A 26,370-nucleotide genomic window follows, 5' to 3' on the forward strand; every position below is an offset into this window, starting at 1 on the left:
CTAACATAGGAAACTTCATATTTTAATAAAACTTTTTGATAATTTTAACAAAAAAAAGCTGTTCGGAAAATCCGAACAGCCTCCTTTTACTACCATCGCAAAGGATGATAATAAAAACTAACCAGTATATTAGTCACCCCCCGGTTAATCAATAACTGGTTAGTATAGAATTAAATTGCAGGGCAAACGTTTACCCTCATATCCAAATCAAATCCTAGGGTGTAATCACCCTCGATAGTCATTGTTGCAGTGCCTTCATTATCGAAATTGAAACATTCTATATAGTCTCCAATAATAACTTCAGTTTCATCAACTAAATAAGCATCATTGGCTATATTCATAGTTATTTCAATAATCACATCACCGCTACCATTAACACTTACTGCTACATTTCCAACTTCGGTACCGTCAACAAGTAATTGATAAGGAAATTGATCACTCACATTTTCCTCACTAAAGCTTGTAGTCTCACAATTACTTGTAGTATCAGGATCTGGTAAACAAGGAACTATTACCACTGCTCCACAGGTTGGATCAGGATTGTTCACACATCCTTCAGCTTCTTCAGCATCAATTATTCCGTCGCAATCTGCATCAGGATCCTGGTCTGGATTAGCCAGATTAGGACAGTTATCCTGGCTGTCTGGTATGCCGTCCCCATCAGAGTCTTGTGGACCACCGTTTCCACCGCCGTTGTCATCATCGCAGCCAAATCTCAGGTGAGCATACTCTGCAGTTTCTCCATCATCATTTAAAAGCGACATAATAGCATTTCTGGTTAATGTACCGTCAAGAACCATTTCTGGAGCTTCTCCATAAACAGCATCCCAATCTTCTAAAGTAGCTCTCCAGTAAATATAAGGAACATCACCATCCAGGTTAGTTGGATTAGGTAGAGCAAAACATAATGGTGCTACTGATGGATCTTCACCATCTGTGCTAGGTACAGGGTATAATAATTCATTATATAATAAATCCCCGCTATCATCAGTACCCATATATACTTCAAAAGAATAGTAAGCAGGATAATGCCTTCCGTTTTCATCACAATAATTGGCAAAAACACAGAATTCAAAAGCTTCTTTTCCAATTATATCGAAGAACAGATATCCATATTCGTTAACCATACGGTCATCAAAACATAAAACCTCTACGTCTACATATTTTTTTACTCCGGCTCCAAGACTTATATCAAGTGGAAGGGGGTTATCTACAAAATCGTCCAGGTCGCCTCCCATTGTTGGAGCAAGCCAGATACGATCCCCTCCTTCATTGAAAACAGCAAAATATGTTAAAACATAGTCCCCAGGAGTAAGTTCAAGATCCGCAGATTCCTCAGTAAACCATACATCTTCTCCATCTTCTTGTATGGGTGTAGGATTAACATTAATCACTAATGGTTCTTCCATGCTCCCCAGGCCCTCATCACCTGTTAGTACCACTTCTACATAAGCAGGTTCATCATCCACACAAACAGGAATTCCTAAGTCAGCCTGCTGCTTGCTATTGTTCACCAGATCATTTAGGACAGTACCAAAAGACAAAGTGGCTTTGGCTTCATCCTGTAAAACATCAGTTTCTTCTTTACTACACGAGGTAAATAACATTGCTATTATAGCAATGGCCCCAATGTACTTATTAAAATTTTTCATAATTAAATTATTTAAGAATGGTTATAAAAGTGTTTGGTAAAAAAGGGAAAGGCGTATTTCCACCTTTCCCTTAATTATTTTAGTCAAATTCATGCAGATCAATTGCTCCACAGGCTACTGGAATTCCGGGAACATATTCCCCGTCTACCGTCATCCCATGAATATTGATAGTTCTATCCTGCAATTGTCCTAATGCAGCTAATTCAGGATCGCTTAGAGTAAATACTCTGTTATAGTTAAGCCATCCCCACATAGAATGAGCTCTTGGCCATTCTCCGTTTTGTTCATCCAAATCAAAGATTGGTAATCCCGAATCATCACAGTTGTCACCTTCATGAATATGCTGAGGATGTGTTTTGTGCTGACCTTTTTCAAGGTTAGTTGCCATTACTGTTGCTCTCAGCATATTGTCTTCAAGCTTAAAATAGGCGAACCCAAATACCTCAGATCCATTTTCAGGATATAAACAGGCTTTATAATGCTTAGCATCCTCTCTTGGATCCTGGAAAATAGGAGGTTCATCACCGGTTTCACAACCTTCACGGAAGTGCCAGTAATCAAGGCTATCCTCGCCATCAAAGAAGCTTTTTACTTCAGTATCGGTGATAGTACCTACTCTAATTATTTCTTCAATAACATCTCCGTAGGCATCAGAACTTAAGAGCGTGATTTCATAATAGTATTCATCATCGCCGCTGGTGTCTGGTAAGGCCATACATAATGGGGTTCCTGCCCAGTCTCCATCGTCATTTAATTCTACGGTATTGCTTAGATCATCATAAAGCTGAGTGCCTTTTTCGCCATCTTCCCATACCCATACATCTACACTAAAGGCAGCTGGATAGTGTCTTCCACTAGGAGGACAGAAGTTTCCGAAAATACAGAACTCTATTGCTTCTTTTCCAATAATATCGAAGAACAGGTATCCGTATTCGTTCACCAAACGGTCATCAAAACAGAGTACTTCTACATCAACATATTTTTTAACTCCGGCTCCAAGATTGATGTCAAGGGGAAGTGGATTATCAACAAAGTCGGCAAGATCCCCATCGGTGGTAGGTGCAAGCCAGATCATGTCTCCTTCCGCATTAAATACTGCAAAATATGTTAAAGTATAAGACCCTGGTGTTAATTCAAGATCTCCGGATTCCTGAGTGAACCATACATCCTCCCCATTTTCCTGGATAGGAGTAGGATTAACATCGATCACCAAAGGATCTTCTTCGGTTCCAACATTCTCATCTCCGGTTAGAATTACTTCTACATAAGCCGGTGCATCATCTACACAAACGGGAATACCGAGATCGGCCTGTTGTCTGCTGGTTGTGACAAGATCATTCAGCAGTGCTCCAAAGGAAAGGGTTGCTTTCTCGCCTCCGTTGTCGATCACCGGAGTTTCTTCCTTACTACAGGAGGTAAAAAGCATCGCAAAAACCGCAATACCTCCCAGGAATAGTTTAAAGTTTTTCATAATAAAAAATTTAAGGTTAATAAATAAGTGAATGGTTAATAAAGTTATTGAGATGGCCGATTGGCCGCAACTTTTCATAATCTCAGTGAAATATGCAGCTGATTAATCTCCGGCTCTCCATAAATTGGAGAACCGGATATTAATTTTACTACATCAAGATTTATAACTCTGATTCGTCTGGACAAACATCCAGGTGTACAACCAACCAGAAGTCGCCGTCACCGGAATATTCGGTACTCCATGTCTCGATATCGTCAAACTCAGAAAGTTCATCTCCGAATTGTCCGGGAGCCGTAGTTGTTGGCGCATCTTCATCATCGAAGTAAATATGTCCGCCTTCAGCATCAACACCTCCGTAAAGATCAATCTCTACCTCAACATCATCACCGTCAACTTCAAGGGTAACTACTCCCACAAGGGTTCCCTTATCAGTATCGTTTTGAGCAGCTCCGGCATAGATGTTATACTCGTAGGTACCATCTTCACCATCAAAATTAAGCGCCCATCCCCATCTGGCATTACCTAATTCAAGGTCCTGAAGCGTGTAATTTCCAACCATAAAGGCGGTTTCACAGTCATCAAGATCGGCAACGGGATCATCTCCCCCTCCGTTATCATCTTCAAGACAGTCTGGAATGCCGTTATCATTGTCATCAATGGTATCATCTTCACCTGGACATTGGTCACAGGCATCACCTACACCATCACCATCGGTATCGGCTTGGTCTTCATTATCTACGAAAGGACAGTTGTCACAAGCATCTCCATGACTATCGTTGTCAGAATTTTCCTGATCTGGATTGTAAACATTTGGACAGTTATCATCATCATTAGGAACATCATCATCGTCGTCGTCAGCAGGAGGAGGTGTGTCGCCACAATTGAAACGAATGTGTTCGTAATCTACATTGTCATCTCCGTCAAAATTGGCTTCGATGTCATTTCGGCTTAGAGAACCACTTTCCGTATATTCTCCTACAGTTCCATATACATCATCCCAGTCAAGTAAAGTAACTTCATAATGGATGTATTCAACATCATCTCCGTAAGAAGCAATATTCGGAAGTGCAAAACATAATGGCTCTGCAGATGGGTCTTCACCTTCGGTAGATACTGTATTTGTAACTCCGTCGTATAGAACTGTTCCATCATCAAGAGTAATAGTCACTTCATAGTAACCAGGGTAGTGTCTGCCATCGTCATCACAATAGTTCACAAAGAAGCAATATTCAAAAGCTTCCTTACCTATAATATCAAAGAATAAGTAACCATATTCATTGACCAGACGATCATCAAAACACAGCACTTCTACATCTACATACTTTTTAACTCCGGCACCAAGCGAAATATCAAGTGGTAAAGGAGTATCAACGAAGTCTGCGAGTTCACCGCCTGATACCGGTGCTATCCAGATCAAAACATCGTCTTCACTAAAGACAGCAAAATAAGTAAGTTGGTAATCTCCGGGAGTGAGTTCAAGGTCGGCAGATTCCTCTGTGAAATAAACCATTTCCCCATCTTCTTCAATAGGAGTTTCATTTACGGGGATCATAAGAGGATCGCCCATTTCACCAACATTTTCCTCACCGGTAAGTACAACGTGTACATAGGCAGGCGCATCATCACTACATAATGGAATTAGATCGCCAACTGATTGTTTAGTGGCATTATCCATCAAGTCATTTAAAGCCGATGCAAAGGAAAGGGTCGCTTGCTCCTGATTTTCGATGACAGAAGATTCATCGTCTGTACTACAGGAAGTAAATAGCATTGCGAAAATTGCAATTGCTGAAAAATAATACTTAAAGTTTTTCATCATTAAAGATTTTTAGTTAATAATTATTTTAGAATGGTTAATAAATATATAGGTGCCCAAAATGGGTGATCTATCAAAAATGCATTAAACACAGTTGTTGGGGAAAGTTGGCTTACAGATAAGATGGAAAGTGGGGTGACTATCTTATCCTAAATTCATTAATAAAAGTACTTCAATTTAAATGGGAAGTACATAGGGGAAAACCCGTAAAATTGTATCACTTGGTTTTTTTAGGCCTTTTGAGAATCAATCAAATTATGGTTAATGGCATAGATAATACTTTCAAGTATCGTCTCAGAATTGGTTCTTTTTATAATATTGGATCGATGCTTCTCTATGGTCTTTGGCGAAATAAATAAGGTAGAAGAAATATCCTTTGTTTTATAACCCTTGATCAATAACTGGATAATCTCTTTCTCCCTTTTTGTGAAGCTAAATTCAGGAATATTACTGTTTTCCTTAAAACAAGCCTCTACCAGTTCTGAATTTGTCCCGAGCTTAGGATTTACCATAACCTCATCTCCATTGAAATCTATTATCATAATAAAATGATTCCCGTAATTCTTATTCAGTTTTGAGAAACTTATTTTCGCATCGCGCACTTTATTGGACCTGAGAAGGAGAGCGGTTTTTGTAGATGCTTTCATATGTTTCCCTCTGCCAAAATTCCGAAGAGCATTTTTCACCTTAGCTTTATTCTCACATTGCACCAGGTCGGTAAGTTTTAATCCCTTGGTTTTCTCTATTCTGAAGTGCTGTTTGAAAGAATCGTTCATCGCGACAATTTCGTCCTGCTGAAGCAAGACTACAGGCTTCGCCATTAAATTGAAGAGCCCCATAAAGGAATCTTTCCAGAAATTAGAAAGCGAATTATTCGCAAAAACGAGTTTTATGAGTTTCCCGCACAGGGCCTGGACCGAGGGGGAATAGATAAATTCGTCTACTACTCTTCTAAAACGACTTTCTACTTCCATTTTCAGGCTTTCTTCCGCATAAACGATTAGCCAGGCTTTGTTGAGAAAATGAGTAGATTTAAAATTTGAGATATTTTTAAAGTTTCTTCCGGATCTGTAGGAAGCATAATCTATTAAGATGATATCCGGTAATAGATTCAATGCACAATTGAATCCTGTGTGCAAAGAACTGGCTGTATGAACTTCAAAATGTAAACTTAGTCCATCCTTAATGCCCCTCTGGAGTTCACTCCTGCTGGTAATTAACAGCAGTTGCTTTTTATCTGTAATCATTCCAATATATTTTAGTGTGCCTGAGCACTGGTTAATAAGCAATACTATCTGTTTGGGGCAGTAGTCTACAAACCCGCAATAAAATGGAGTTTGGCTTCCGGGGGGGAATAATTAAAGATTTGGGTAAGAATTTACTATTATAAATATAGGTGAAAATCCCCATTCTCTGGAAATATTTTCTGTAATATTATACTGACATTCCACAGGTTTATTTCCTGATTTAAAACTAATTTTCACAGTTTAAATTTGAATTTTATGCAACCATATAGTTTTATTTAACAAACCATTTGCATTTATGGATTTCCATAAAATTCCTAAAACAATACAAAACCACTAAAAATATTACATCTTAATTAACAGGCATCAGAATAAGCTTTCTTTTTAGTTAGCAACACTTTAAGTACCTTTGCCACCTTGTTTAAAAATATGGCAAAATTCGAAGAATATATAGAAGTTTTAGGAGCCCGGGTCCACAATCTTAAAAACATTGATGTAAGAATTCCACGTCAAAAACTGGTGGTAATTACCGGACTTTCAGGTTCAGGGAAATCATCCCTGGCTTTTGATACGATTTATGCTGAAGGACAGCGTAGGTACATCGAAACATTTTCGGCCTATGCCAGGCAGTTTCTGGGAGGTCTTGAACGCCCAGATGTTGATAAAATAGACGGGCTTTCCCCGGTTATTGCCATTGAACAAAAAACCACCAGTAAGAATCCCCGAAGTACCGTGGGTACTATTACTGAAATTTATGACTTTCTACGACTTTTATATGCCCGCGCCGGGGAAGCATACAGTTATAATACCGGAGAGAAGATGGTTAGTTATTCCGATAGCCAGATCAAAGATCTGATCCTGCAGGATTTTAAAGGAAAAAGGGTAAATGTCCTGGCTCCGGCGGTGAGATCAAGAAAAGGACATTACCGCGAGCTCTTTGAGCAGATCGCAAAACAGGGTTTCGTAAAAGTACGCACCGATGGCGAGATAAGAGACATCGTAAAAGGAATGAAGCTGGACCGCTATGTCACCCACGATATCGAAATTGTAGTAGACCGCCTGAAGATAGACGATAAAACCGAGGCCGATAAACGTCTGGACGAAAGTATAAAAACTGCCATGTATCATGGCAACGATGTGCTTATGATCATGGAGCAGGAAACCGGGGAACTCCGTTTCTTTAGCCGAACGCTTATGTGTCCCACTACCGGAATATCTTATCCAAATCCGGAGCCTAATACATTTTCCTTTAATTCTCCAAAGGGCGCCTGTGATTCCTGTAACGGGATAGGCACCTTATTCAAGGTTAATATCGATAAAATCATCCCAGATCCAAAAAAGAGCATTCAAAACGGCGGCCTCGCGCCTCATGGTCCCCAAAAAAAGAACTGGATCTTCTCGCAGCTGGAACTAATTGCTGAAAAATATGATTTTAAGCTTTCCGAGCCTATTAGTAAAATTCCAAAAGAAGCAATGGACCTCATACTTTTCGGCGGGAAGGAAAAATTCTCCAAAGAATCCAAAACCCTGGGAATTACCCGCGATTTTAAAATCGATTTTGAAGGAGTAGCTACTTTTATTGAAAACACCTATTATAATAACGATTCTACCTCCCTTAGACGTTGGGCTAAGGAATATATGGATAAGATAGAATGCCCCGAGTGCCAGGGCACACGTTTGAAGAAAGAGTCTCTTTACTTTATGATTCACGATAAAAATATCGCCGATCTCGCCCAGCTGGATATCAGCGATCTGGCGAAATGGTTTAAAGGCCTGGAGAAACACCTCAGCACAAAACAAAATCAGATCGCTTCAGAAGTAATTAAGGAAATTCGAACCAGAATTCAGTTCCTCGTAGATGTCGGTCTAACCTACCTTGCTCTCAACCGGGGCTCTAAATCGCTTTCGGGAGGAGAAGCTCAACGTATCAGGCTGGCTACCCAAATAGGTTCCCAGTTGGTAGGGGTGCTCTACATTTTAGATGAACCCAGCATTGGATTACATCAGCGGGACAATGAAAAACTCATCAATTCCCTGGTTTCTCTGCGCGACCTGGGAAATTCGGTTATCGTGGTGGAGCACGATAAGGATATGATAGAGCGGGCTGACCACGTGATAGATATTGGCCCCGAAGCCGGAAAACACGGTGGAGAGATAATTAGTGAAGGGACACCTTCAGAATTAAAAGAACACGACACCCTTACCGCTGCTTATCTTAATGGAACTAAAGAAATTATGGTTCCTGAAAAAAGAAGAAAAGGCAACGGAAAATTTATAGAATTAAAGGGGGCTACCGGCAATAACCTAAAGAAAGTTTCGGTAAAAATTCCTCTGGGAAAAATGGTGGCTGTAACCGGAGTTTCCGGTAGCGGCAAATCTACCCTGATCAATGAAACGCTCTACCCCATTATGAATGCCTATTATTTTAATGGAGTTAAAGTTCCTATGCCTTATACTTCCATAAAAGGCCTGGATAATCTCGATAAGGTGATCGACATCAACCAGACGCCAATTGGAAGAACTCCACGTTCCAACCCGGCAACCTATACGGGAGTGTTTTCTGAGATTAGGAATCTTTTCGCCAAAACCCCTGAATCCCTTATTCGGGGTTACAAGCCGGGCCGCTTTAGTTTCAACGTAAAAGGCGGAAGATGTGAGACCTGTAAAGGCGGTGGCCTTAGAGTGATAGAGATGAATTTCCTCCCTGATGTTTATGTGGAATGTGAAACCTGCCAGGGAAAACGCTTTAATCGTGAGACCCTGGAAATTCGGTATAAGGGGAAATCGATTTCTGATGTACTGGAAATGACCATTAATGATGCTACCCAATTTTTTGAAGCTATTCCAAAAATTTACCGCAAACTAAAGACCATTCAGGATGTTGGTTTAGGATATATCACCCTGGGCCAGCAAAGCACTACTCTTTCCGGAGGGGAAGCACAGCGAATTAAACTGGCTACTGAACTTTCTAAAAGAGACACCGGTAATACCTTTTATATTCTAGACGAACCAACAACAGGATTACACTTTGAAGACATCAGAGTGCTGATGGATGTTTTAAATAAATTAGCCGATAAGGGGAATACTGTTTTAATTATCGAACATAATATGGACGTGATTAAAATGGCAGATTATATCATAGATATTGGTCCCGAAGGTGGCAAAAATGGCGGGAAACTTATCGCTAAGGGAACACCGGAAGAAGTGGCTAGGTCTGGAAAAGGTTATACCGCTCCCTACCTTAAAAAAGAATTAAATTAAATTATCAAAAATCTAATATGCAAACAAGTTTAAAGAATAAAGCCTGGAACGAAATTAAAACAAACGATTCCTGGGCTATTTTTAAGATAATGGGGGAATTTGTACACGGTTATGAAAAACTAAGTCAAATAGGTCCCTGTGTTACTATTTTTGGATCTGCCCGAACAAAACCGGACCAGAAATACTACAAACTGGCAGAAAAAATATCTAAAAAAATAGTTGAAAACGGCTATGGTGTAATTACCGGTGGTGGCCCCGGAATTATGGAAGCTGGTAATAAAGGAGCCCATCTAGGCGGCGGGACTTCAGTGGGACTTAATATAGACCTGCCTTTTGAGCAGCACGATAATCCTTATATCGATAATGATAAAAGTCTTGATTTTGATTATTTCTTTGTTAGAAAAGTAATGTTCGTGAAATATTCTCAGGGATTTGTAGTAATGCCAGGTGGTTTTGGAACGCTGGACGAACTTTTTGAAGCGATAACCCTTATTCAGACCCATAAAATAGATAAATTCCCTATAATACTGGTAGGCACCGAATTCTGGGGTGGCCTCATAGATTGGGTGCGAAAAACCCTTCTGGATAGCTTTCAAAATATTAGTGAACCCGATATGGACCTGGTTCAGGTGGTGGATACTGAAGATGAAGTCATTGAAATCCTTAACCAGTTCTACGATGAGTACAACTTAAGTCCTAACTTCTAATCATAATCAGTATAGGGGTAATAAACTTTGATTATATTTAAAAAAAATCTGTTACACGCTAAATAGCCTTGTTTCCCTTGAAGTATTTTATATTTTACCTGCTGCTCATTACAGGAATAGGTTTGGGTTTTTCTCAAAACTCTATTACTATCGATGCGCAGTTAAATGACTCCCTGAGAACCTTTGATATTCAGCAGGAGATCATTTACAAGAACGAAAGTAAAGATACATTAAGGGAAATTTATTTAAATGACTGGGCGAATGCTTTCAGCAGTAAATCCACTCCCCTGGCCCGAAGGTTTGCTGAAGAATTTTCCCGACGCTTTCATTTTTCAAAGGAAATTGAAAGAGGAGGTACTTCCATAAATTCGCTTTCTCAAAAATCTGGTAATGCCCTTACCTGGAGCAGGCCGGAATTACATCCCGATATTATTAAAGTTGAATTACCACAGGCTTTACCACCGGGAGAAGAATTTGAAATTCATCTGGATTATAAGTTAAAAATCCCATCTGATAAGTTTACCCGATACGGGGTAGACAATGTTGGGAATTACAAGTTAAGATACTGGTATATCAATTTAGCGGTATACCGGGATGGTTGGCAGATTTTTAGTCATCGTAACCTTGACAATCAATTCACTACGCCGGCTAGACTTAACATCACCCTGAGCATTCCTCAAAACCTCTATATTGCGAGTGCTCTGGCCAAAAGAAGTTCCCATACCCCAAACGGTATAAAAACCGTTCAACTTGTAGGACTGGACAGGACAGAATCTAAACTCTACCTTACAAAAAGTTATCTCTTTGACTCTGAATACGCCCACTCCCACGAAATTCTAACCGATGTAGAAGACGATGGGCTCCAGCCGATAGTAAAAAATGCCATTCTCGACAGAATAATAAAGTTCATTTATCAGCGTCTGGGAACTTATCCCCATAGTACCTTATTTGTTACTCAGGAGGATTATTTAAACAGTCCAATCTATGGTCTCAACCAACTCCCGGGTTTCTTAAGGCCCTACCCAGATAGTTTTCAGTATGATATCAAACAGTTTAAGACCATAGTTAACAACCTGTTGAATAATTCAATTCAGGTAAATCCACGGGATGAACAGTGGGTTAAAGATGCTATTCTCATTTCTCTTATGATGGATTATGTGGACACGTATTATCCCAGGATGAAGTTAATTGGGAACCTAAGTGATATTATTGGAATTAGATGGTTTCACGCCGCCGACCTGGAATTTAATGACCAGTACCAGTTTCTCCATATGAATACGGCAAGACTCAATCTGGATCAGCCACTGGCTACCTCTCAGGATTCCCTCATAAAATTTAATATAAATATTGCAAACCCATACAAAGCCGGGGTAGGAATAAAATACCTGGAGGATTACGTTGAAAGTGACGCTATAAAAAATTCCATTCAGAAGTTCTATAAAGAAAAAAGCATGGAGCCGGTTTCAGAAAAAGATTTTGAATCCTATCTGGAAGAAGGAACTGATAAAGATATCTCCTGGTTTTTTGAGGAATATGTAGCTAAGAATGAAAAAATTGATTTCAGAATAAATAATCTGGTAAAGACAAAAGATTCGCTAAAAGTAACTGTCCTGAACAAACGCAGAAACGGTTTCCCCGTTTCTCTCTATGGCCTTAACGATGGACAAATCGTTTATAAAACCTGGGTGGATGATTTTGAAAGAGAAAAGACCGTAAATATTCCCCGAAAAGATATAGACCGGCTTGCCTTGAACTATGAAGGAATAATACCTGAAATTAATCAGCGTGATAATTATAAACGGGTAACCACATTATTTAATAAGCCCCTGCAATTCAGACTATTACAGGATATTGAAGATCCGCGTTATACGCAGGTTTTCTTTATGCCAGAATTCGATTATAACCTTTATGACGGTGTTTCTATTGGGCCCAAGATGTACAACAAAACCTTCCTGAATAAAAATTTCCAATTCAGTATTTCTCCTAAATACGGGTTTAACAGTAAAACCATTGTGGGTTCTGCCTCTTTATTATACAACCAACAATTTGAGAATAAAGAACTACATTCCATACGCTATGGTCTTAGTGGTTCCCGCTATTCTTATAACTATGGTCTTTTCTACGAGAAATACACTCCTTTTATTGGCTTTTACTTCAGAGACAAATACTTAAGGAATAATGAACGGCAACGTTTACTTATCAGGAATGTAAATGTAAGAAGGGATAAAAATCCCGCTGTTCCAATGGCCCGGCCAGATTATAATGTTTTCAACATTAATTATCAGTACAGCAAACCACATTTGGTAGACTTTCATGGGGCTTCTTTCGATTATCAGCTTGCGGAAAAATTCAGCAAAGTTTCTATGAGCCTTGAATACCGTAAACTCTTTAAAAGCAACCGGCAGATTAACCTAAGATTCTTCGCAGGAGCATTTTTATATAACGATAGTCAAAAAACCGATTATTTCAGCTTTGCCCTTGATCGCCCTACAGATTATTTGTTCGACTATAATTATTACGGAAGAAGTCAGGGTAGCGGGCTTTTCAGCCAACAAATTATTGTTGCTGAAGGTGGTTTCAAATCTCAATTGCAACCCGAATATGCCAACCAGTGGCTTACCACGGCTAACGGGAGTACAAATTTGTGGAAATTCATCTTTGTATATGCTGATGCAGGTCTGGTAAAAAACCAGTTTGAAAGTGCGAAATTTCTCTACGATTCGGGTTTGCGCCTTAGTCTTGTAGACGATTATTTCGAGGTGTTTTTCCCGGTATATTCCAGCTTAGGTTGGGAAGTTGGTCAAAAAAATTATGACCAAAAGATACGGTTCATCGTCTCCCTGGATATAAATACCCTTATTAAACTCTTCACCCGCCGGTGGTATTAACAAATATTTAAAGCATTCGCATATTTGTGCTTATAAGGTATCCAATTATGTGAAATTCACCTAAACAGTTAAACACTTCCATTTTATTTCGTAAATGACAATTTAAATTAAAAAATTTAATTATTTCGTAAAATATTCAGCTTTTAATGAATTGTGTATAATTATAGTTTTCGTTACATTTGTTATTCAATAAAATGAATGTCCATGCAAAGCGAAACACAGACTAAAGATTCAATTTCATTTGAAGATTTCAAGGCACAAGTGATCGAAGATTACCGCATAGCGGTTACCAGCCGCGAATGCAGCTTACTGGGAAGAAGGGAGGTGCTCACCGGGAAAGCTAAATTCGGGATTTTTGGTGATGGAAAGGAAGTGCCGCAACTCGCTATGGCTAAGGCCTTTAAAAATGGCGATTTTAGGTCTGGGTATTACCGTGATCAAACCTTTATGATGGCGATCAATAAACTTAGTATTGAACAGTTTTTCGCAGGACTTTACGCCGATAATAAAATAGAAAATGAGCCTATGTCTGCCGGAAGGCAAATGGGAGGCCATTTCTCCACTCACAGTTTAAACGAAGACGGGAGCTGGAAAAACCTGATGCAGCAAAAGAATTCCAGCGCCGATATCTCTCCTACAGCAGGCCAGATGCCCCGACTTTTGGGTCTTGCCCAGGCATCAAAAATCTATCGCAATGTTGAAGGAATTGATGCTGAAAAATTTTCAGAAAACGGTAATGAGGTAGCTTGGGGAACCATCGGAAATGCGAGTACCAGCGAAGGTCATTTCTGGGAAGCCCTAAATGCAGCCGGAGTACTACAAGTGCCTATGGTTTTAAGCGTTTGGGATGACGAATACGGGATTTCGGTTCACGCCCGGCATCAAACTACCAAAGAAAATATTTCAGAGATCGTCAAGGGTTTTCAACGCGATGAAGACCATAAAGGTTACGAGATAATTATTGTAAACGGCTGGGATTATGTTGCTTTGGTTGAAGCTTATGAAAAAGCAGCCACAATTGCCAGAAAAGAACATTCTCCGGTGCTTATTCACGTGAAGGAATTAACCCAACCTCAGGGCCATTCTACCTCGGGATCTCACGAGCGGTATAAAAACGAACAAAGACTTACCTGGGAGCGGGAATATGATTGTAATGTGAAATTCAGGGAATGGATCATCAGCAATGATTTTGCTACGGAAGAAGATCTTGAAAACATCGAAAAAGAAATAAAGAAAGAGGTTCGGGAAGGTAAAAGAACCGCCTGGGATAATTATGCAAACCCAATGAAAGAGAAGCAAAAGGAGTTGATCAAACTTCTTGCGGAAATTTCAAAATCTTCCGAAAAAAAGAATGAGATAGTAAGCCTCGCCAAAGAGTTAAAAGCAATAAAAGATCCGCTTAAAAAGGATGTGTTTTCCGCAGCCAGAAAAAGTTTACGCTTCCTTGTTCAGGACGAGCTGGCATTGAAGCAGGAACTTCTGGGTTGGATGAAAACATTTGAAGTCCTGGTAAAAGATGCCTATAGCAGCCATTTATATATGGAAAATCAATCTCCTGTTGAAGAGGTAAAACCTCAATACGGCGCAGATGCCCAGGAAGTGGACGGGCGTATTATCCTTCGTGATAATTTCGACCAGATCTTTGGAAACAAACCGGAGACCTTAATCTTCGGAGAAGATTCCGGGGAAATTGGTGACGTGAACCAGGGCTTGGAAGGGCTTCAGAAAAAATACGGAAAACTTCGGGTAGCCGATGTAGGAATTCGTGAAGCAACAATTTTAGGTCAGGGAATTGGGATGTCGATGCGGGGCCTTCGTCCAATTGCAGAGGTCCAGTATTTAGATTATTTAATGTATGCCCTGCAAACCATTAGTGACGATCTTTCTACCTTGCAATACCGTACCAAAGGAAAACAAAAAGCTCCGCTTATTATAAGAACCCGTGGTCACAGATTGGAAGGAATCTGGCATAGTGGCTCCCCAATGGGTGGTATTTTAAACCTGGTACGCGGAATTTATGTTCTCGTTCCAAGAAATATGACCAAAGCGGCAGGATTCTACAACTCCCTTCTCGAGCAGGATACGCCGGCACTCCTTGTGGAATGCCTGAACGGATACCGCCTAAAAGAAAAAATGCCTGAAAACCTGGCTGAGATACGCACTCCTTTTGGGAAAGTAGAAACGGTAAAAGAAGGGAAAGACATTACTCTGGTTTCCTACGGTTCTACTCTAAGAATTGTTGAGCAAACCGCCCACGAGCTGGAAGAATTCGGGATCAATGCTGAAGTTATTGATATACAATCCCTGCTTCCATTCGATTTAGATCACGATATTGTAAAAAGCGTAGAAAAGACCAATCGTCTTCTCGTGATAGATGAAGATGTTCCAGGAGGAGCTTCAGCATTTATTCTGGATAAAGTGCTCAACGAACAAAATGCATACAGATTCCTGGATAGTAAGCCAGATACTTTAACGGCAAAAGAACACCGTCCTGCCTATGGTACCGATGGCGATTATTTTTCAAAACCATCATCTGATGATATCTTTGAAAAAGTTTACAGCATTTTTCACGAAGTAAATCCTGAAAAATATCCAAAACTTAGATAAAAAATTAATTAGTTAAAGGTGAAAAGCCACGGATAATTAAATAAATCCGTGGCTTTTTTATTCCGATTTTTTAAGAACGGCCTTACTTTCTCACATCCAGTTTTTTGAAGTAACTTCTGCCTTATACAATACATAATTTATGTAAGGCAAAACCTCCTTAGCAACCGCATAAAATCTTAGATCGCCTCCGGCAGTATGAAATACGATATTTACCAGGTTTCTTCGGCGATACCAGATTGGTTGCTTCACACTAATAGATTGTATTTTAAACAATTCCAGGGTTTCTTCGGTCTTATTCCAAAATCCCTTTTTCTTTTGTAAGAATTCCTCGGTTACTATTAGTTTTCGGGCTTTAAATGCAAGTATTTGTAAACTTACAGCAGCAATAATATATAAGCCCGCCAGAACCAGAACCGCCCAGAATTGCAATTTTATAAAATCTGTAAAATACCATAAAGACAGGAAGACCAACACAGGCAACATCGCCAGTGAAATTTTCCGGAATAACAATAACTTATCCGGTTTAAAAATAGTTCTGAAGCTGGATTCAGAAGATTCAGGATATAAAAAATATTTTATTCTTTTTACGATCCCTTTTCCTAATCCGGGAATCTTTATTTTATTTTTCTGAAGTTCATTCTCACTACTGGATAAGGAAATCTGGGCTTCGTAAAGATTTAAACGCCCCTGAACAGGATTTGTTTTGATTCGCATCAACTGAAGCCTTCTGGGTTGCAGGGAAACTTTGGTATTGGTCTTCAAACCCATTTCTACCTCCATTTTATTCTTATTCTGCTGAATTTTTAAACCGTAATATTTAATAAAAACTTCAATAATTGTAATACTGATACTCAACAGCAAAAGCAGTACAAAAAGCATCGCTAGGAAGCCGATGGATTGCAATACCCCTGAAAACTGAGAGACATAAACTTCAACATCCTCCATCCGATCTTCAAAATAAGTATTTATCCTGTTGTAAATTGTCATTACAAAAACGAAAATAAAAGACAGACCGCGTAAATAATTGGTGCTTATCCCAATTTTCAGTAATGTAAAAACTCCAACTTTATGGGTCCAGGCTTCCTGGCTTTCTCCTTCTATTGTAGATTCCTTACCAAATTGTTCTGTTTCAGTTTTCTCAGATTTAGCCTTTAAAAGAATTTTCGAAAGCCTGTTAGCATCCTCTCCGGAAATAGCTTTTATCTCCACTTCCTTTTGATTGCTTCCGGCGGTATCTATTACGAGGCTATAAACCTTTATCAATCTTTGCAGAATAGATCGCTTAAAATAAACTTGCTGGATCTTATCAAAAGGAATCGCGGTGTTTTCCGTAGAAAAAACCCCTTTTTCCAAAATAAATTCTTCCCGCTCATAATCAATATAAAAAATAAACCTGCGATAATACAGGTAGCTATAGATTAAGGTCAAAACTAATAATACAAGCAAACCTAAGCCGGTGTAGATTAAAGTAGTTTTACTAGGGCTACTTAATAATAAATAGGCACCCAGAGCCCAAAACATTCTAAATAATTTATAAAGACTGGAAAGGTAAATTAGAAGAATCCCGGCTATGGATTGGTGCTGGGTGGTGCTATAGGCTTCAGGATTCATCATTGGAGATCTTTACCGCAATGGCTTCTTTTAATTTGAGTGCCATTTCCGGTTCTAATCCGGGAATGGTGATATCGCTCCCACTTCCTCCGGCGGTAAAAACATTGAGGCTGGAAATGCCTAAAACCTTATCCCACACCCCTCGTGAAATTGAAGCGTGTTGCACCCTGTTAAATGGAATTACAGTTGTCTTATTGAAAATAAAACCTCTTCTGTAAATAATGTCTTTTTCCCTTATGGAATAACCCAAAGTTTGAAGCAGCTTATAATTGTTCCAAAACCGGAATACAAAAGCTATTAAAATAATTGAAAAAATAAGCCCTGACTGCAGAGGATCTAGCTGAAAAAACCAGAAAACACCTAGCGCAATAAACAAGACGAGCATAAAAATGCCCGTCTGAATATTCATTTTTATAAGATACTTAGACGAAACTGAAGAAAAAGCTACCGACTCATATTTGGGTAAAGAAGCTAAATCTATCTGTTCGTTATTAAAATCTTGGGCTATGGGATCCATTTTTTATCAAAATTAGGTTTTCTTTTTTCCAGAAAAGCATCACGTCCTTCTTTGGCTTCATCGGTCATATAGGCAAGACGCGTAACTTCTCCTGCAAAAACCTGCTGACCAACCATTCCGTCATCGGTCATATTCATGGCGAATTTCAACATTTTTATAGAAGTTGGCGATTTTTCCATAATTTCCTGCGCCCATTCATAAGCGGTATCTTCCAGCACATCGTGCGGAATTACCGCATTAACCATTCCCATTTCGTAAGCTTCCTGGGCTGAGTAATTTCTTCCGAGGAAAAAGATCTCACGGGCTTTCTTCTGGCCTACCATTTTCGCAAGATAAGCCGATCCATACCCGGCATCAAAACTGGTTACATCGGCATCGGTTTGTTTGAAAATAGCGTGTTCCTTACTGGCAAGCGTTAGGTCGCAAACCACGTGCAAACTATGCCCGCCACCTACAGCCCAACCGGGAACCACGCAAATAACAGCTTTCGGCATAAACCGAATTAGACGTTGAACTTCCAAAATATTCAGGCGGTGATAACCATCTTCCCCAACATAACCCTGGTGCCCGCGTGCTTTTTGATCACCTCCGCTGCAAAATGCCCACTTCCCATCCTTAGCTGAAGGTCCTTCTGCTGAAAGCAAAACAACGCCAACAGAAGTATCCTCGTGGGCATTATGAAAGGCATCCAGTAACTCGCTGGTAGTCTTAGGCCTGAAGGCATTTCTAACCTCCGGGCGGTTAAAAGCTATACGGGCTACCCCATTGGCTTTCTTATAGGTTATATCTTCATATTCTTTAACTGTTTTCCAGTCTATTTTGCTCATAAGTTCTATTTTAATGTAAAAATAAGATTTTTTGATGCTTCCGAAGAATTTAAAATTTAAACAAAAGCGCTTAGATTTGCATTGTTTTTGATATAATTACAAAAAACTCCCAAATGAAATTCCGCTTACTTTTTCTTTTTTTCTTCTTCTCTGGTATTTCAGGCCTTGTAGCTCAGGAATTTGAAGCCTGGAATGCCGCCGATTTTGAATTGAACCGGAAGGAACTCAACCGAAGCCTGGAATATTTTGATTTTGGATTTGAGAAATCTAACTTTAATTTACCCAATGGAAAATTCCTTAATATAAACCAAAATAAAAGAAACGGAATAGATATCGTTGCCCTAATCGATGAAAAGAATAACTACCGGCAGCGCACTGTAGATATTGGTTCGCCCATCCCTAAAAAGGAAAGAAAGGATTTTGAAATCTCTAATAACACTGGATTGTACAACCGGGCTGAAGTAGAAAACGAGGCCCTTAATTCAAACCCCTATTACCGAAACCAACGAATTTACCAAAACGCTCTCCACAACTCAGCAGTGAGAAGCATGTATGGGCGCAGACCATATTATTCTCCTTACGGCAGGTATTATTGATTTTCTCTTAGGTAAATCCCGTCTTCAGTGATGTCGATCTTGCGTTGCTTATAAAGATTTCCTGCAGCTCGCTTAAAACTCTTTTTACTCATCTCCAGCATATTTTGTATCTGGGCAGGATCAGATTTATCGGTGAGTTTAAGATGGCCGTGGTTTGCGGCGAGTTCATCTAAAATGCGTTGGGCATTGGGTTCAATACTTCGGTAGCCGGGCCGCTGAAGCATAACATCTATTTTCCCGTCGGGCCTTGTTTTTTTGATTATACCTTTCATATGATCCCCTACATTAATAGGCTGGAAGATCTCATCGTTATAGATCAGACCCTGATGAATTTCATTGATGATCACGTTATAACCCAAGTCAGACTTATTACTGATAATTAGATCTACTTCTTCAAAAGGTTCGACAGTTAACTCAGAATTATCAAGGAAAGCGTGAACCTTACTGGAAGCCACCAAGCGATTGGTTTCTTCGTCTAAATAACAAAAAATCAAATATCTACCACCTTGTTTCATCGGGTAAGCCTGTTCCTTGAAAGGAACAAACAAATGCTTTTCTAGTCCCCAGTCAAGGAAGGCACCGAATTCATTTACTTCCACACACTTTAAAAAAGCGAATTCATCAAGTTTCACCAAAGGTTTCAGCGTAGTCGCTACCGGCCTTTCTTCGTGGTCCAGGTAGACAAAAACTTCAATTTCTCCACCTATTTCCCAGGTTTCAGGGATGTATTTATTCGGAAGCAAAACCTCATCACCTTCTTCATTGGTAAGAAAAAGTCCGGGCTCGGTTTCCCGATCTATAGTAAGGGTGTGATATTCACCAATATTCAGCATAACAAAAATTTAAAATGCAAAGATACTTTATAATTACCGGCTTTCACTTAAAAACAGGAAATCCGCTTGTTGTTTCCAAAAAGCGGATTTCTCATTATATGTTCCGGTCTATTTATAGACGCTTTCTTTCTTGAAATGTTTGGTAAGCAGGTAATATACCACCGCACGATACTTGTTCCGGTTAGATTTCCCGTATTTCTCCATTACCGCATTTATGCCTACGTCCAGTTTCTCGTCGTCCTTAAGCCCCAGCTTTTTGATGAGAAAATTCTTTTTCACAGTTTCCATTTCAGACTCTGAAGAACTTGAAACAGTTTCCGCATCGCTTCTGAAGATACTTGGGCCTAAAGCTTCGGTCACTTTTCGTAATAGATCAACATCGGGCTCCTCTCCTACTTTTTCCTTTACGTCCTGGATATACTTTCCAACTTTTTCATCGGTTTTAGTTGCCATACTTTTTATTTTAAATGGTTAATAAACTTAAAGTTAGCAAAAACAGGACTTAATACCGAAGATCAAATCTTAAGATTTCATAAAATTGAAGTATTCCAGTAAGACTTCATCGTTAAGTTTTCTGGGAGTAAAAATCTCCAAAAGTTTAGGCCTTTTAGATTCATTAAAAAAGCTTTGCAGTTCCTTCTCAATTTCTTCTGAATTTTTAGCTGAAATATATTCCACCCCGTAAAGTTCACAAACCGGTTTTGCATCCAGTTGATGTATCGTCTCAAAATAAGTATCGAAATTCTCGGTATTCTTATTCCCCGGAAGTATTCTGAAAATTCCTCCGCCCTGGTTATTCAGAACAATTATCCTGAAATTAGAAGGCAGGTAGTTATTCCAGAGAGCATTACTGTCATAGAAAAAACTAAGGTCTCCTACGATAAGAAGCGTTGGTTCTATTGAAACGCAGGCGGCTCCGGCTGCGGTCGAGACACTGCCATCTATTCCGCTTGTGCCACGGTTACAAAAGATCCTCAAGGTCTCTTTCCATTTGAACAACTGCGCATAACGGATAATGGAACTGTTCCCCAGCTGAAGCATATAGTTTTCAGGAACCTCAGGAGCGACAAGCTGCATAGCCTTAAGATCGGAATATGGAATTTCATCCATATATTCTTCGTGCCTTTGCTGGCGTTTCTGCCAGATCTCTTTCCAGTAGTTCCCGTAATCGCTCTCCTTATTCTTTCCCAAAGGAAGAAAATTGCTGAAAAACGAATTTACATCGGTTTCAAAATGTTTGTTCAGGCAGAAAAAGGTGTTGTATGCTTTTTTATCGTCAATATGCCAGTGTTGGTGGGGCTGATATTTCCTTAGGAAAGCTTTGATCTTTTTAGAAACAATCATTCCCCCAAAAGTGAGCAGTATCTCCGGCTGGAGTTTTTTAAAAAACTCATCAGGATTTGCTTCCCTTTCAATAGGACCAATTACAGTATCTATTCGGGTAATGAAATCGGGGTGGTGCAAATTTGAGGTGGTTTCGGTAAAAAAGATCACCGAATCATCTTGCGCCAGTTCGTCCAAAAACCTTTGTTCAACTGCATTGGGTTGAGCCACTCCCACGATCACCATCTTTCGCTTTGCCTTATTCCAGATATCGGCATAGGCGCTTAATTGTTTTTCGGTATAAGTGCGCTCCTTGAGCTCTGGCAAGATCTGCAGCGGATTCACCTCAACATTTTCAACAAGGTCATACAAGGGCTCGTAAAAAGGCACATTGATGTGCACGGGGCCTTTTCCTTCTATGGCCTTATTCAATGCCAGATTGATCTCCCTTTCGTTGTGTTTCTGCGCTTCAAATTGTTTCTGCTGAAGCTTGGGATCAGTGGTGGTTTGGTCTAAAACCAGCTCTGAGTGCAAATTCGCCGAATAAAGAATATGATTCTCAAATACGTTTTTCTGTCTTATGGTTTGTCCGTCGCCAATGTCAATGCGCTCTATTGGCCTATCGGCTGAAATTATCACCAAGGGAATGTCACTGTAAAAAGCTTCGGCTATGGCGGGATAATAATTCAGCAAAGCCGATCCTGAACTGCAAACCAGCGCCACCGGCTGCTTTAGTTGCTGAGCAATTCCCAGGGCAAAAAATGCCGCGGAACGCTCATCTACTATGCTGTATGGTTTTATTTCGGGATGATGGGTAAATCCAAGGGTTAGCGGGGCATTTCGCGATCCGGGGGAAATTACTACGTGATGTATATTTTTGGCCACACAAAGTGCTACAACCGAGCGGGCAACTGGTATTTTGGAATATTTCACAAATCTATGTTTTGAAAAGTCGTCCAGCTGAAACTGAGTTCCAACTCAAAGAAACGCTCTATTTCTCACCCAAAATTACAATTTTCAAGCGGATTTATTTTACTAATACGGCCTTGATGGTTTGTGCCTTGTTTTGTGTCTCCTCAAACTCCTGTACAGGATCTGAATCTTTGGTAATCCCGCCCCCAACAAAGATCTCGGCTTCATCATCTTCAATCTTCATACAGCGCAGGTTGACAAATAATGACGTTGACGAACTGATGCTTGCATATGCCTGGTTCTCCTGGTTTCTTCGGTTCGAGCTGCGCTTAGTTTCTTTTTTGAAATTCAACTCACCCAGAAAACCGGTGTAGAATTCGCGGTCGTAATTTTCGTTTTCTAATATGAACTGCTTAGCAATATCCCTGGGCATACCACAAACGGCAGGAGTGGGATGAAGCGTCATAATCAATTCTTTTAAATTTGAAGTGCCGGGTTGAATATCGCCCTGAATATCGGTGCGCAGATGCAGGAGGTTTCCGGCTTTCGTTGTATAGGCCTCAGATCTATCCACCTTTCCGATGGTTACCTTTTCGACGTTTTCCAGAATAAAATCGGTCACGATCTTTTGCTCTTCAATTTCCTTCTTTCCCCAGGTCACATCGGTAATTCCCTTAAAAGCCTGAGTTCCCGCCAGGGCCATCGTTTTAAATTTATTCCTTTCTACCTTAAGCAGGGTTTCAGGAGTTGCGCCCAACCAGATATCTGTTTTTGGATGAAACCAGATATAAACAAAAGCCTCTTTATATTTCTTCAGCAGATCCTTAAATATTTCCAGCGGCCCCAATTGAGTTTCCACTTCTTCCTTTCGGGACAACACCACTTTTTTAAAGGCTCCGGCTTTAATTTCGTCAATACCTTTCTGAACAAGATTTTCGTGAGCAGATTTTTCCTTCTGAATAAATTGTTCCGGTGGAAAATCAGGACTTTCCTTCTCCAGGGCCTTTTCGTGATCTATAAACCCGGAATATTCCGTTTGCAGGAATTCAGCTTTTTCCTGCGGAATAATATAGGTTGGTAAATCATTCTGAAAAGGTGCGAAAACAAATCCGCTTTCATTAAAATCATCCACAAGATTTTCCGAAGCATCATCCTGCAACAAAGCGGTGGTCATTCCCCTGCCCGATCCCGGATCGTGCCAGGCTGCAAAAGGCTTATCTTGTTGCAAATGCTCTTCAAGCCGATTAAAAAATTCTTCTGCATTCATCATTTACTTATTTTTTGGTAAAGCAATAGTGGTGAGTTTCACAAGGGAGATCAGGTTGTTCTCCTCATCGGTGATCTTTATTTCCCAAAGCTGTGTGGTACGGCCTTTATGTATAAAACTGGCTTTTGCATAGACAAAACCTTCAGAAATACTTCTTAAATGATTTGCCGAGATCTCTATCCCGCGAACAAACAATTCTTCGGTATTCAAAAAGACATAACTCGCCAGGCTGCCCACGCTTTCGGCCAGGGCCACGCTGGCCCCACCGTGTAACACGCCATCAGGCTGATGTACTTTGGAGGTTACCGGCATTCGCGCGACAAGATAATCGTCTCCGGCTTCAGTAAATTCAATATCAAGGGTTTCCATCAGGGTGTTTTTAGACACTTTTTTGGAAAGCTCCAGAATTTCTTCTTGGGTCATCACAATAAGATTGGTTACTTTGTAAATTACCTCGGGGCACGCCCACGAAGCATTTTAGAAAAATATTGATTTCGAGGCCCGCCTGCGGAACGGGCAGGCAAACCTCAAAACCTTTAAATTCCCGATTATAAAGTAAAAATACGTAAAAATGAGCAGTGAGAAACAGGTTTCCTACCAAAGCACCAATACCTATGAAGTTTTAAACACTTTTACTTCAAAGACAAAAAATGTTTGGATGGTTTGCCATGGCATCGGTTATTTAAGCAGATATTTCCTGAAATATTTCAAACATCTGGACCCGGAAGAGAATTATATCATCGCTCCGCAGGCACCTTCCAAGTATTATCTCAACGGAAAATATACCCACGTAGGCGCTTCCTGGTTAACCCGCGAAAACACCGAACTGGAAACCGAAAATGTATTGAATTATCTCGATGAAATCTATAAAGCTGAAAATCTTCAAGATGCTCCAAAACTTCTTCTATTTGGTTATTCCCAGGGTGTTTCGGTGGTAACAAGGTGGGTTGCAAAAAAAAATATTACCTGTGACCACCTGATAATGCATTCAGGAAAAGTGCCTGCGGAATTAAATGCTGAAGATTTTTCTTTCCTGAAAAACACTAGCTTTTCTTTTATCTATGGGAAACAGGATGAATATTTAAAAGAGGGCGTTATAAAGAAAGAAAAAGCGCGCCTGAAAGAAATATTTCCATCAGATTTGAAGATCAAAACTTTTAACGGAGGTCACGAAGTGAGCAAAGAACTGATTTTAGAAATGGCAGAAATTTAATTAATCAGACCCTTATAAAAACCCTTGCAGGGTTCGCAACCCTGCAAGGGTTTTTGGATTAAATTGCAAAATCCGATAATCCTTTTAAATTTATATTCATAAAAGTTCAAACTAACTCAACTAATTTTTGAAAAATAAAAAAATCCTAAAAAGCATAGGCCCCGGCTTCCTGCTCGCGGGAGCTGCCATTGGAGTATCTCATTTAGTGCAGGCTACACGGGCAGGTGCCGATTATGGATTTATCTTAATCTGGGTACTTATTCTTGCCTGTATCTCTAAATATCCTTTTCTGGAATTTGGCCCACGTTATGCAGCAGCTACCGGCCAACATTTAATCTCAGGTTATAAACGCCTGGGAAAATTTCCCTACTGGATTTACATTTTTATTACCATTGGAAGTATGTTCATAATTCAGGCGGCGGTTACCATTGTTACTGCGGGCCTTGCAGAACGCCTTTTCAATTTTGGCTGGTCGCCTTTTATCTGGAGTCTAACAATTCTTGGAGCCAGTATCGCCTTACTTTTAATCGGAAAATATCCCGGCCTTGATAAAAGTATGAAGGTAATCGTGAGCTTGCTTACTTTGGCCACACTTTTCGCCGTAATTATGGCTTTTGGCGCAGGAACGCTGGAAACTGCTGTTAACACTCCGGCTCCCTCACTCTGGACCACCGCCAGTCTGGGCTTTATTATCGCATTTATGGGGTGGATGCCTATCCCGCTTGATGCTTCTGTCTGGCATTCTATCTGGACCCGGGAAAAAGCGATTCAAAGCAATCAGAAACTCTCCGTGCTAGGTGCATTCGCCGATTTCAATGTCGGCTATCTTGCCGCTGCTTTTATTGGATTACTGTTTTTCCTGTTGGGAGTTTTGGTGATGTTTGGCAGCGGATCTTCCTTTTCAGGAAACAGTGTGGAGTTTTCCAGCCAGCTGGTAGAACTCTACGGAAAAACTCTTGGGGCCTGGAGCAAACCCTTAATCTCTATTGCCGCATTCATCACTATGCTAAGTACTGTGATCACCGTTACCGATGCTTTTCCACGAGTAATTTCAGAATTAAAAGACCCGGAGAAAAATTCACCGAAAGACAGAAAACAAAAATGGAAGATCTACACCTGGACAATCTTTCTTATTCCGGTTTTCTCGCTTTCCATATTATTTTTTCTTTCAGGTTCCTTTACGCTTTTGGTTGATTTTGCCGCCGGACTTTCCTTTCTCTCGGCGCCGTTTTTAGCCTGGTTTAATTATAAACTGGTTACGGGAAATCAAATGCCCAAAAAACACCGACCCGGAAGAAATTACAAAATTTTTAGCCTGATATGCTTCTTATTTTTGGTGCTGTTTAATTTGGGGTATTTGTATTATACTTTATTTTAAGAAAAAAACCCTTGCAGGGTTCAATAAGGGTTGAATTGTAAACAAAAAACAAAAGCGCAACCTTTGCAGATTACGCTTTGCTTATTTAATTTATAGTGACTTGAGCTACCGATGTAATTCCCTAAAAAACCCTTGCAGGCTTTGGAAGCCTGCAAGGGTTAGTATTATTTGACTTGAGATCCCGAAACAAGTTCGGGATAAGCGATTCGTACACTTTTCACCTCCGCATAGCGGGGTGAAGAGTGGC

Annotated in this window: 19 protein-coding genes; 7 read left to right on the top strand and 12 right to left on the bottom strand. The window is 40.0% G+C overall.

The window, feature by feature from the left end:
* Positions 1–170 precede the first annotated feature (170 nt).
* The 4 genes from BM266_RS17585 to BM266_RS08645 form a co-directional block, all read right to left on the bottom strand.
* Positions 171–1,652 carry a thrombospondin type 3 repeat-containing protein gene (locus tag BM266_RS17585; protein WP_093408405.1) on the bottom strand — a complete coding sequence of 494 codons (1,482 nt, stop codon included), beginning with the start codon at positions 1,650–1,652 and terminating at the stop codon, positions 171–173.
* 79 nt (positions 1,653–1,731) lie between these two features.
* Positions 1,732–3,123, bottom strand: a complete 1,392-nt coding sequence (locus BM266_RS08635) for a hypothetical protein (RefSeq protein ID WP_093408408.1) — start codon at positions 3,121–3,123, stop codon at positions 1,732–1,734.
* A 160-nt stretch (positions 3,124–3,283) separates the two neighbouring features.
* Positions 3,284–4,942, bottom strand: a complete 1,659-nt coding sequence (locus BM266_RS08640; protein ID WP_139220613.1) for a hypothetical protein — start codon at positions 4,940–4,942, stop codon at positions 3,284–3,286.
* A 227-nt stretch (positions 4,943–5,169) separates the two neighbouring features.
* Entirely contained in the window at positions 5,170–6,186 is a 1,017-nt protein-coding gene (locus BM266_RS08645; protein WP_093408413.1) for a LuxR C-terminal-related transcriptional regulator, read from the bottom strand.
* A 426-nt stretch (positions 6,187–6,612) separates the two neighbouring features.
* On the opposite strand from BM266_RS08645, the gene uvrA reads away from it, so the two are divergent.
* The 4 genes from uvrA (at position 6,613) to BM266_RS08665 (ending at position 15,646) form a co-directional block, all read left to right on the top strand.
* A complete protein-coding gene (gene uvrA, locus BM266_RS08650; protein ID WP_093408415.1) occupies positions 6,613–9,444 on the top strand; it encodes an excinuclease ABC subunit UvrA in 2,832 nt (943 codons plus the stop codon).
* 17 nt (positions 9,445–9,461) lie between these two features.
* Entirely contained in the window at positions 9,462–10,151 is a 690-nt protein-coding gene (locus BM266_RS08655) for an LOG family protein (protein WP_093408417.1), read from the top strand.
* A gap of 77 nt (positions 10,152–10,228) precedes the next feature.
* Positions 10,229–13,039, top strand: a complete 2,811-nt coding sequence (locus tag BM266_RS08660) for a gluzincin family metallopeptidase (protein WP_093408569.1) — start codon at positions 10,229–10,231, stop codon at positions 13,037–13,039.
* Positions 13,040–13,243: 204 nt separating this feature from the next.
* Entirely contained in the window at positions 13,244–15,646 is a 2,403-nt protein-coding gene (locus BM266_RS08665; protein ID WP_093408419.1) for an alpha-ketoacid dehydrogenase subunit alpha/beta, read from the top strand.
* 90 nt (positions 15,647–15,736) lie between these two features.
* Here BM266_RS08665 and BM266_RS08670 read toward each other — a convergent pair whose 3' ends face one another.
* The 3 genes from BM266_RS08670 to BM266_RS08680 are packed head-to-tail and all read right to left on the bottom strand — an operon-like array spanning position 15,737 to position 18,601.
* Positions 15,737–17,260 carry a PH domain-containing protein gene (locus BM266_RS08670; protein WP_093408422.1) on the bottom strand — a complete coding sequence of 508 codons (1,524 nt, stop codon included), beginning with the start codon at positions 17,258–17,260 and terminating at the stop codon, positions 15,737–15,739.
* The gene (locus BM266_RS08675) at positions 17,247–17,774 is read right to left on the bottom strand and encodes a PH domain-containing protein (protein ID WP_093408424.1); all 528 of its coding nucleotides are present in this window, start codon (positions 17,772–17,774) and stop codon (positions 17,247–17,249) included. The genes BM266_RS08670 and BM266_RS08675 overlap by 14 nt, the downstream gene beginning before the upstream one ends.
* Complete coding sequence (locus BM266_RS08680; RefSeq protein WP_093408427.1) at positions 17,762–18,601, bottom strand: 1,4-dihydroxy-2-naphthoyl-CoA synthase; 840 nt, start codon at positions 18,599–18,601, stop codon at positions 17,762–17,764. The genes BM266_RS08675 and BM266_RS08680 overlap by 13 nt, the downstream gene beginning before the upstream one ends.
* Positions 18,602–18,714: 113 nt before the next feature.
* On the opposite strand from BM266_RS08680, the gene BM266_RS08685 reads away from it, so the two are divergent.
* Positions 18,715–19,197, top strand: a complete 483-nt coding sequence (locus BM266_RS08685) for a hypothetical protein (protein ID WP_093408429.1) — start codon at positions 18,715–18,717, stop codon at positions 19,195–19,197.
* On the opposite strand, the gene BM266_RS08690 is transcribed toward BM266_RS08685, so the two are convergent.
* The 5 genes from BM266_RS08690 to BM266_RS08710 form a co-directional block, all read right to left on the bottom strand.
* On the bottom strand, positions 19,191–20,030 hold the full coding sequence (locus BM266_RS08690) for a CvfB family protein (RefSeq protein WP_093408432.1): 840 nt from the start codon (positions 20,028–20,030) through the stop codon (positions 19,191–19,193). The genes BM266_RS08685 and BM266_RS08690 overlap by 7 nt on opposite strands.
* Positions 20,031–20,138: 108 nt before the next feature.
* The gene (locus tag BM266_RS08695) at positions 20,139–20,483 is read right to left on the bottom strand and encodes a DUF2853 family protein (protein ID WP_093408434.1); all 345 of its coding nucleotides are present in this window, start codon (positions 20,481–20,483) and stop codon (positions 20,139–20,141) included.
* A gap of 69 nt (positions 20,484–20,552) precedes the next feature.
* Complete coding sequence (gene menD / locus BM266_RS08700) at positions 20,553–22,286, bottom strand: 2-succinyl-5-enolpyruvyl-6-hydroxy-3-cyclohexene-1-carboxylic-acid synthase (protein WP_093408437.1); 1,734 nt, start codon at positions 22,284–22,286, stop codon at positions 20,553–20,555.
* Between the two features lie 94 nt (positions 22,287–22,380).
* Positions 22,381–23,535: a chorismate-binding protein gene (locus tag BM266_RS08705; protein WP_093408439.1), complete on the bottom strand. Its 1,155-nt coding sequence runs from the start codon at positions 23,533–23,535 to the stop codon at positions 22,381–22,383.
* Positions 23,536–23,955 carry a PaaI family thioesterase gene (locus tag BM266_RS08710; protein WP_093408442.1) on the bottom strand — a complete coding sequence of 140 codons (420 nt, stop codon included), beginning with the start codon at positions 23,953–23,955 and terminating at the stop codon, positions 23,536–23,538. It lies immediately after the preceding gene.
* Between the two features lie 148 nt (positions 23,956–24,103).
* On the opposite strand from BM266_RS08710, the gene BM266_RS08715 reads away from it, so the two are divergent.
* Together BM266_RS08715 and BM266_RS08720 are read left to right on the top strand one after the other, a co-directional pair.
* On the top strand, positions 24,104–24,745 hold the full coding sequence (locus BM266_RS08715) for an alpha/beta hydrolase (protein ID WP_093408445.1): 642 nt from the start codon (positions 24,104–24,106) through the stop codon (positions 24,743–24,745).
* Positions 24,746–24,872: 127 nt separating this feature from the next.
* On the top strand, positions 24,873–26,123 hold the full coding sequence (locus BM266_RS08720; protein ID WP_093408447.1) for an Nramp family divalent metal transporter: 1,251 nt from the start codon (positions 24,873–24,875) through the stop codon (positions 26,121–26,123).
* Positions 26,124–26,370 lie beyond the last annotated feature (247 nt).

The organism is Salegentibacter flavus (assembly GCF_900115145.1).
Lineage (GTDB): Bacteria > Bacteroidota > Bacteroidia > Flavobacteriales > Flavobacteriaceae > Salegentibacter > Salegentibacter flavus.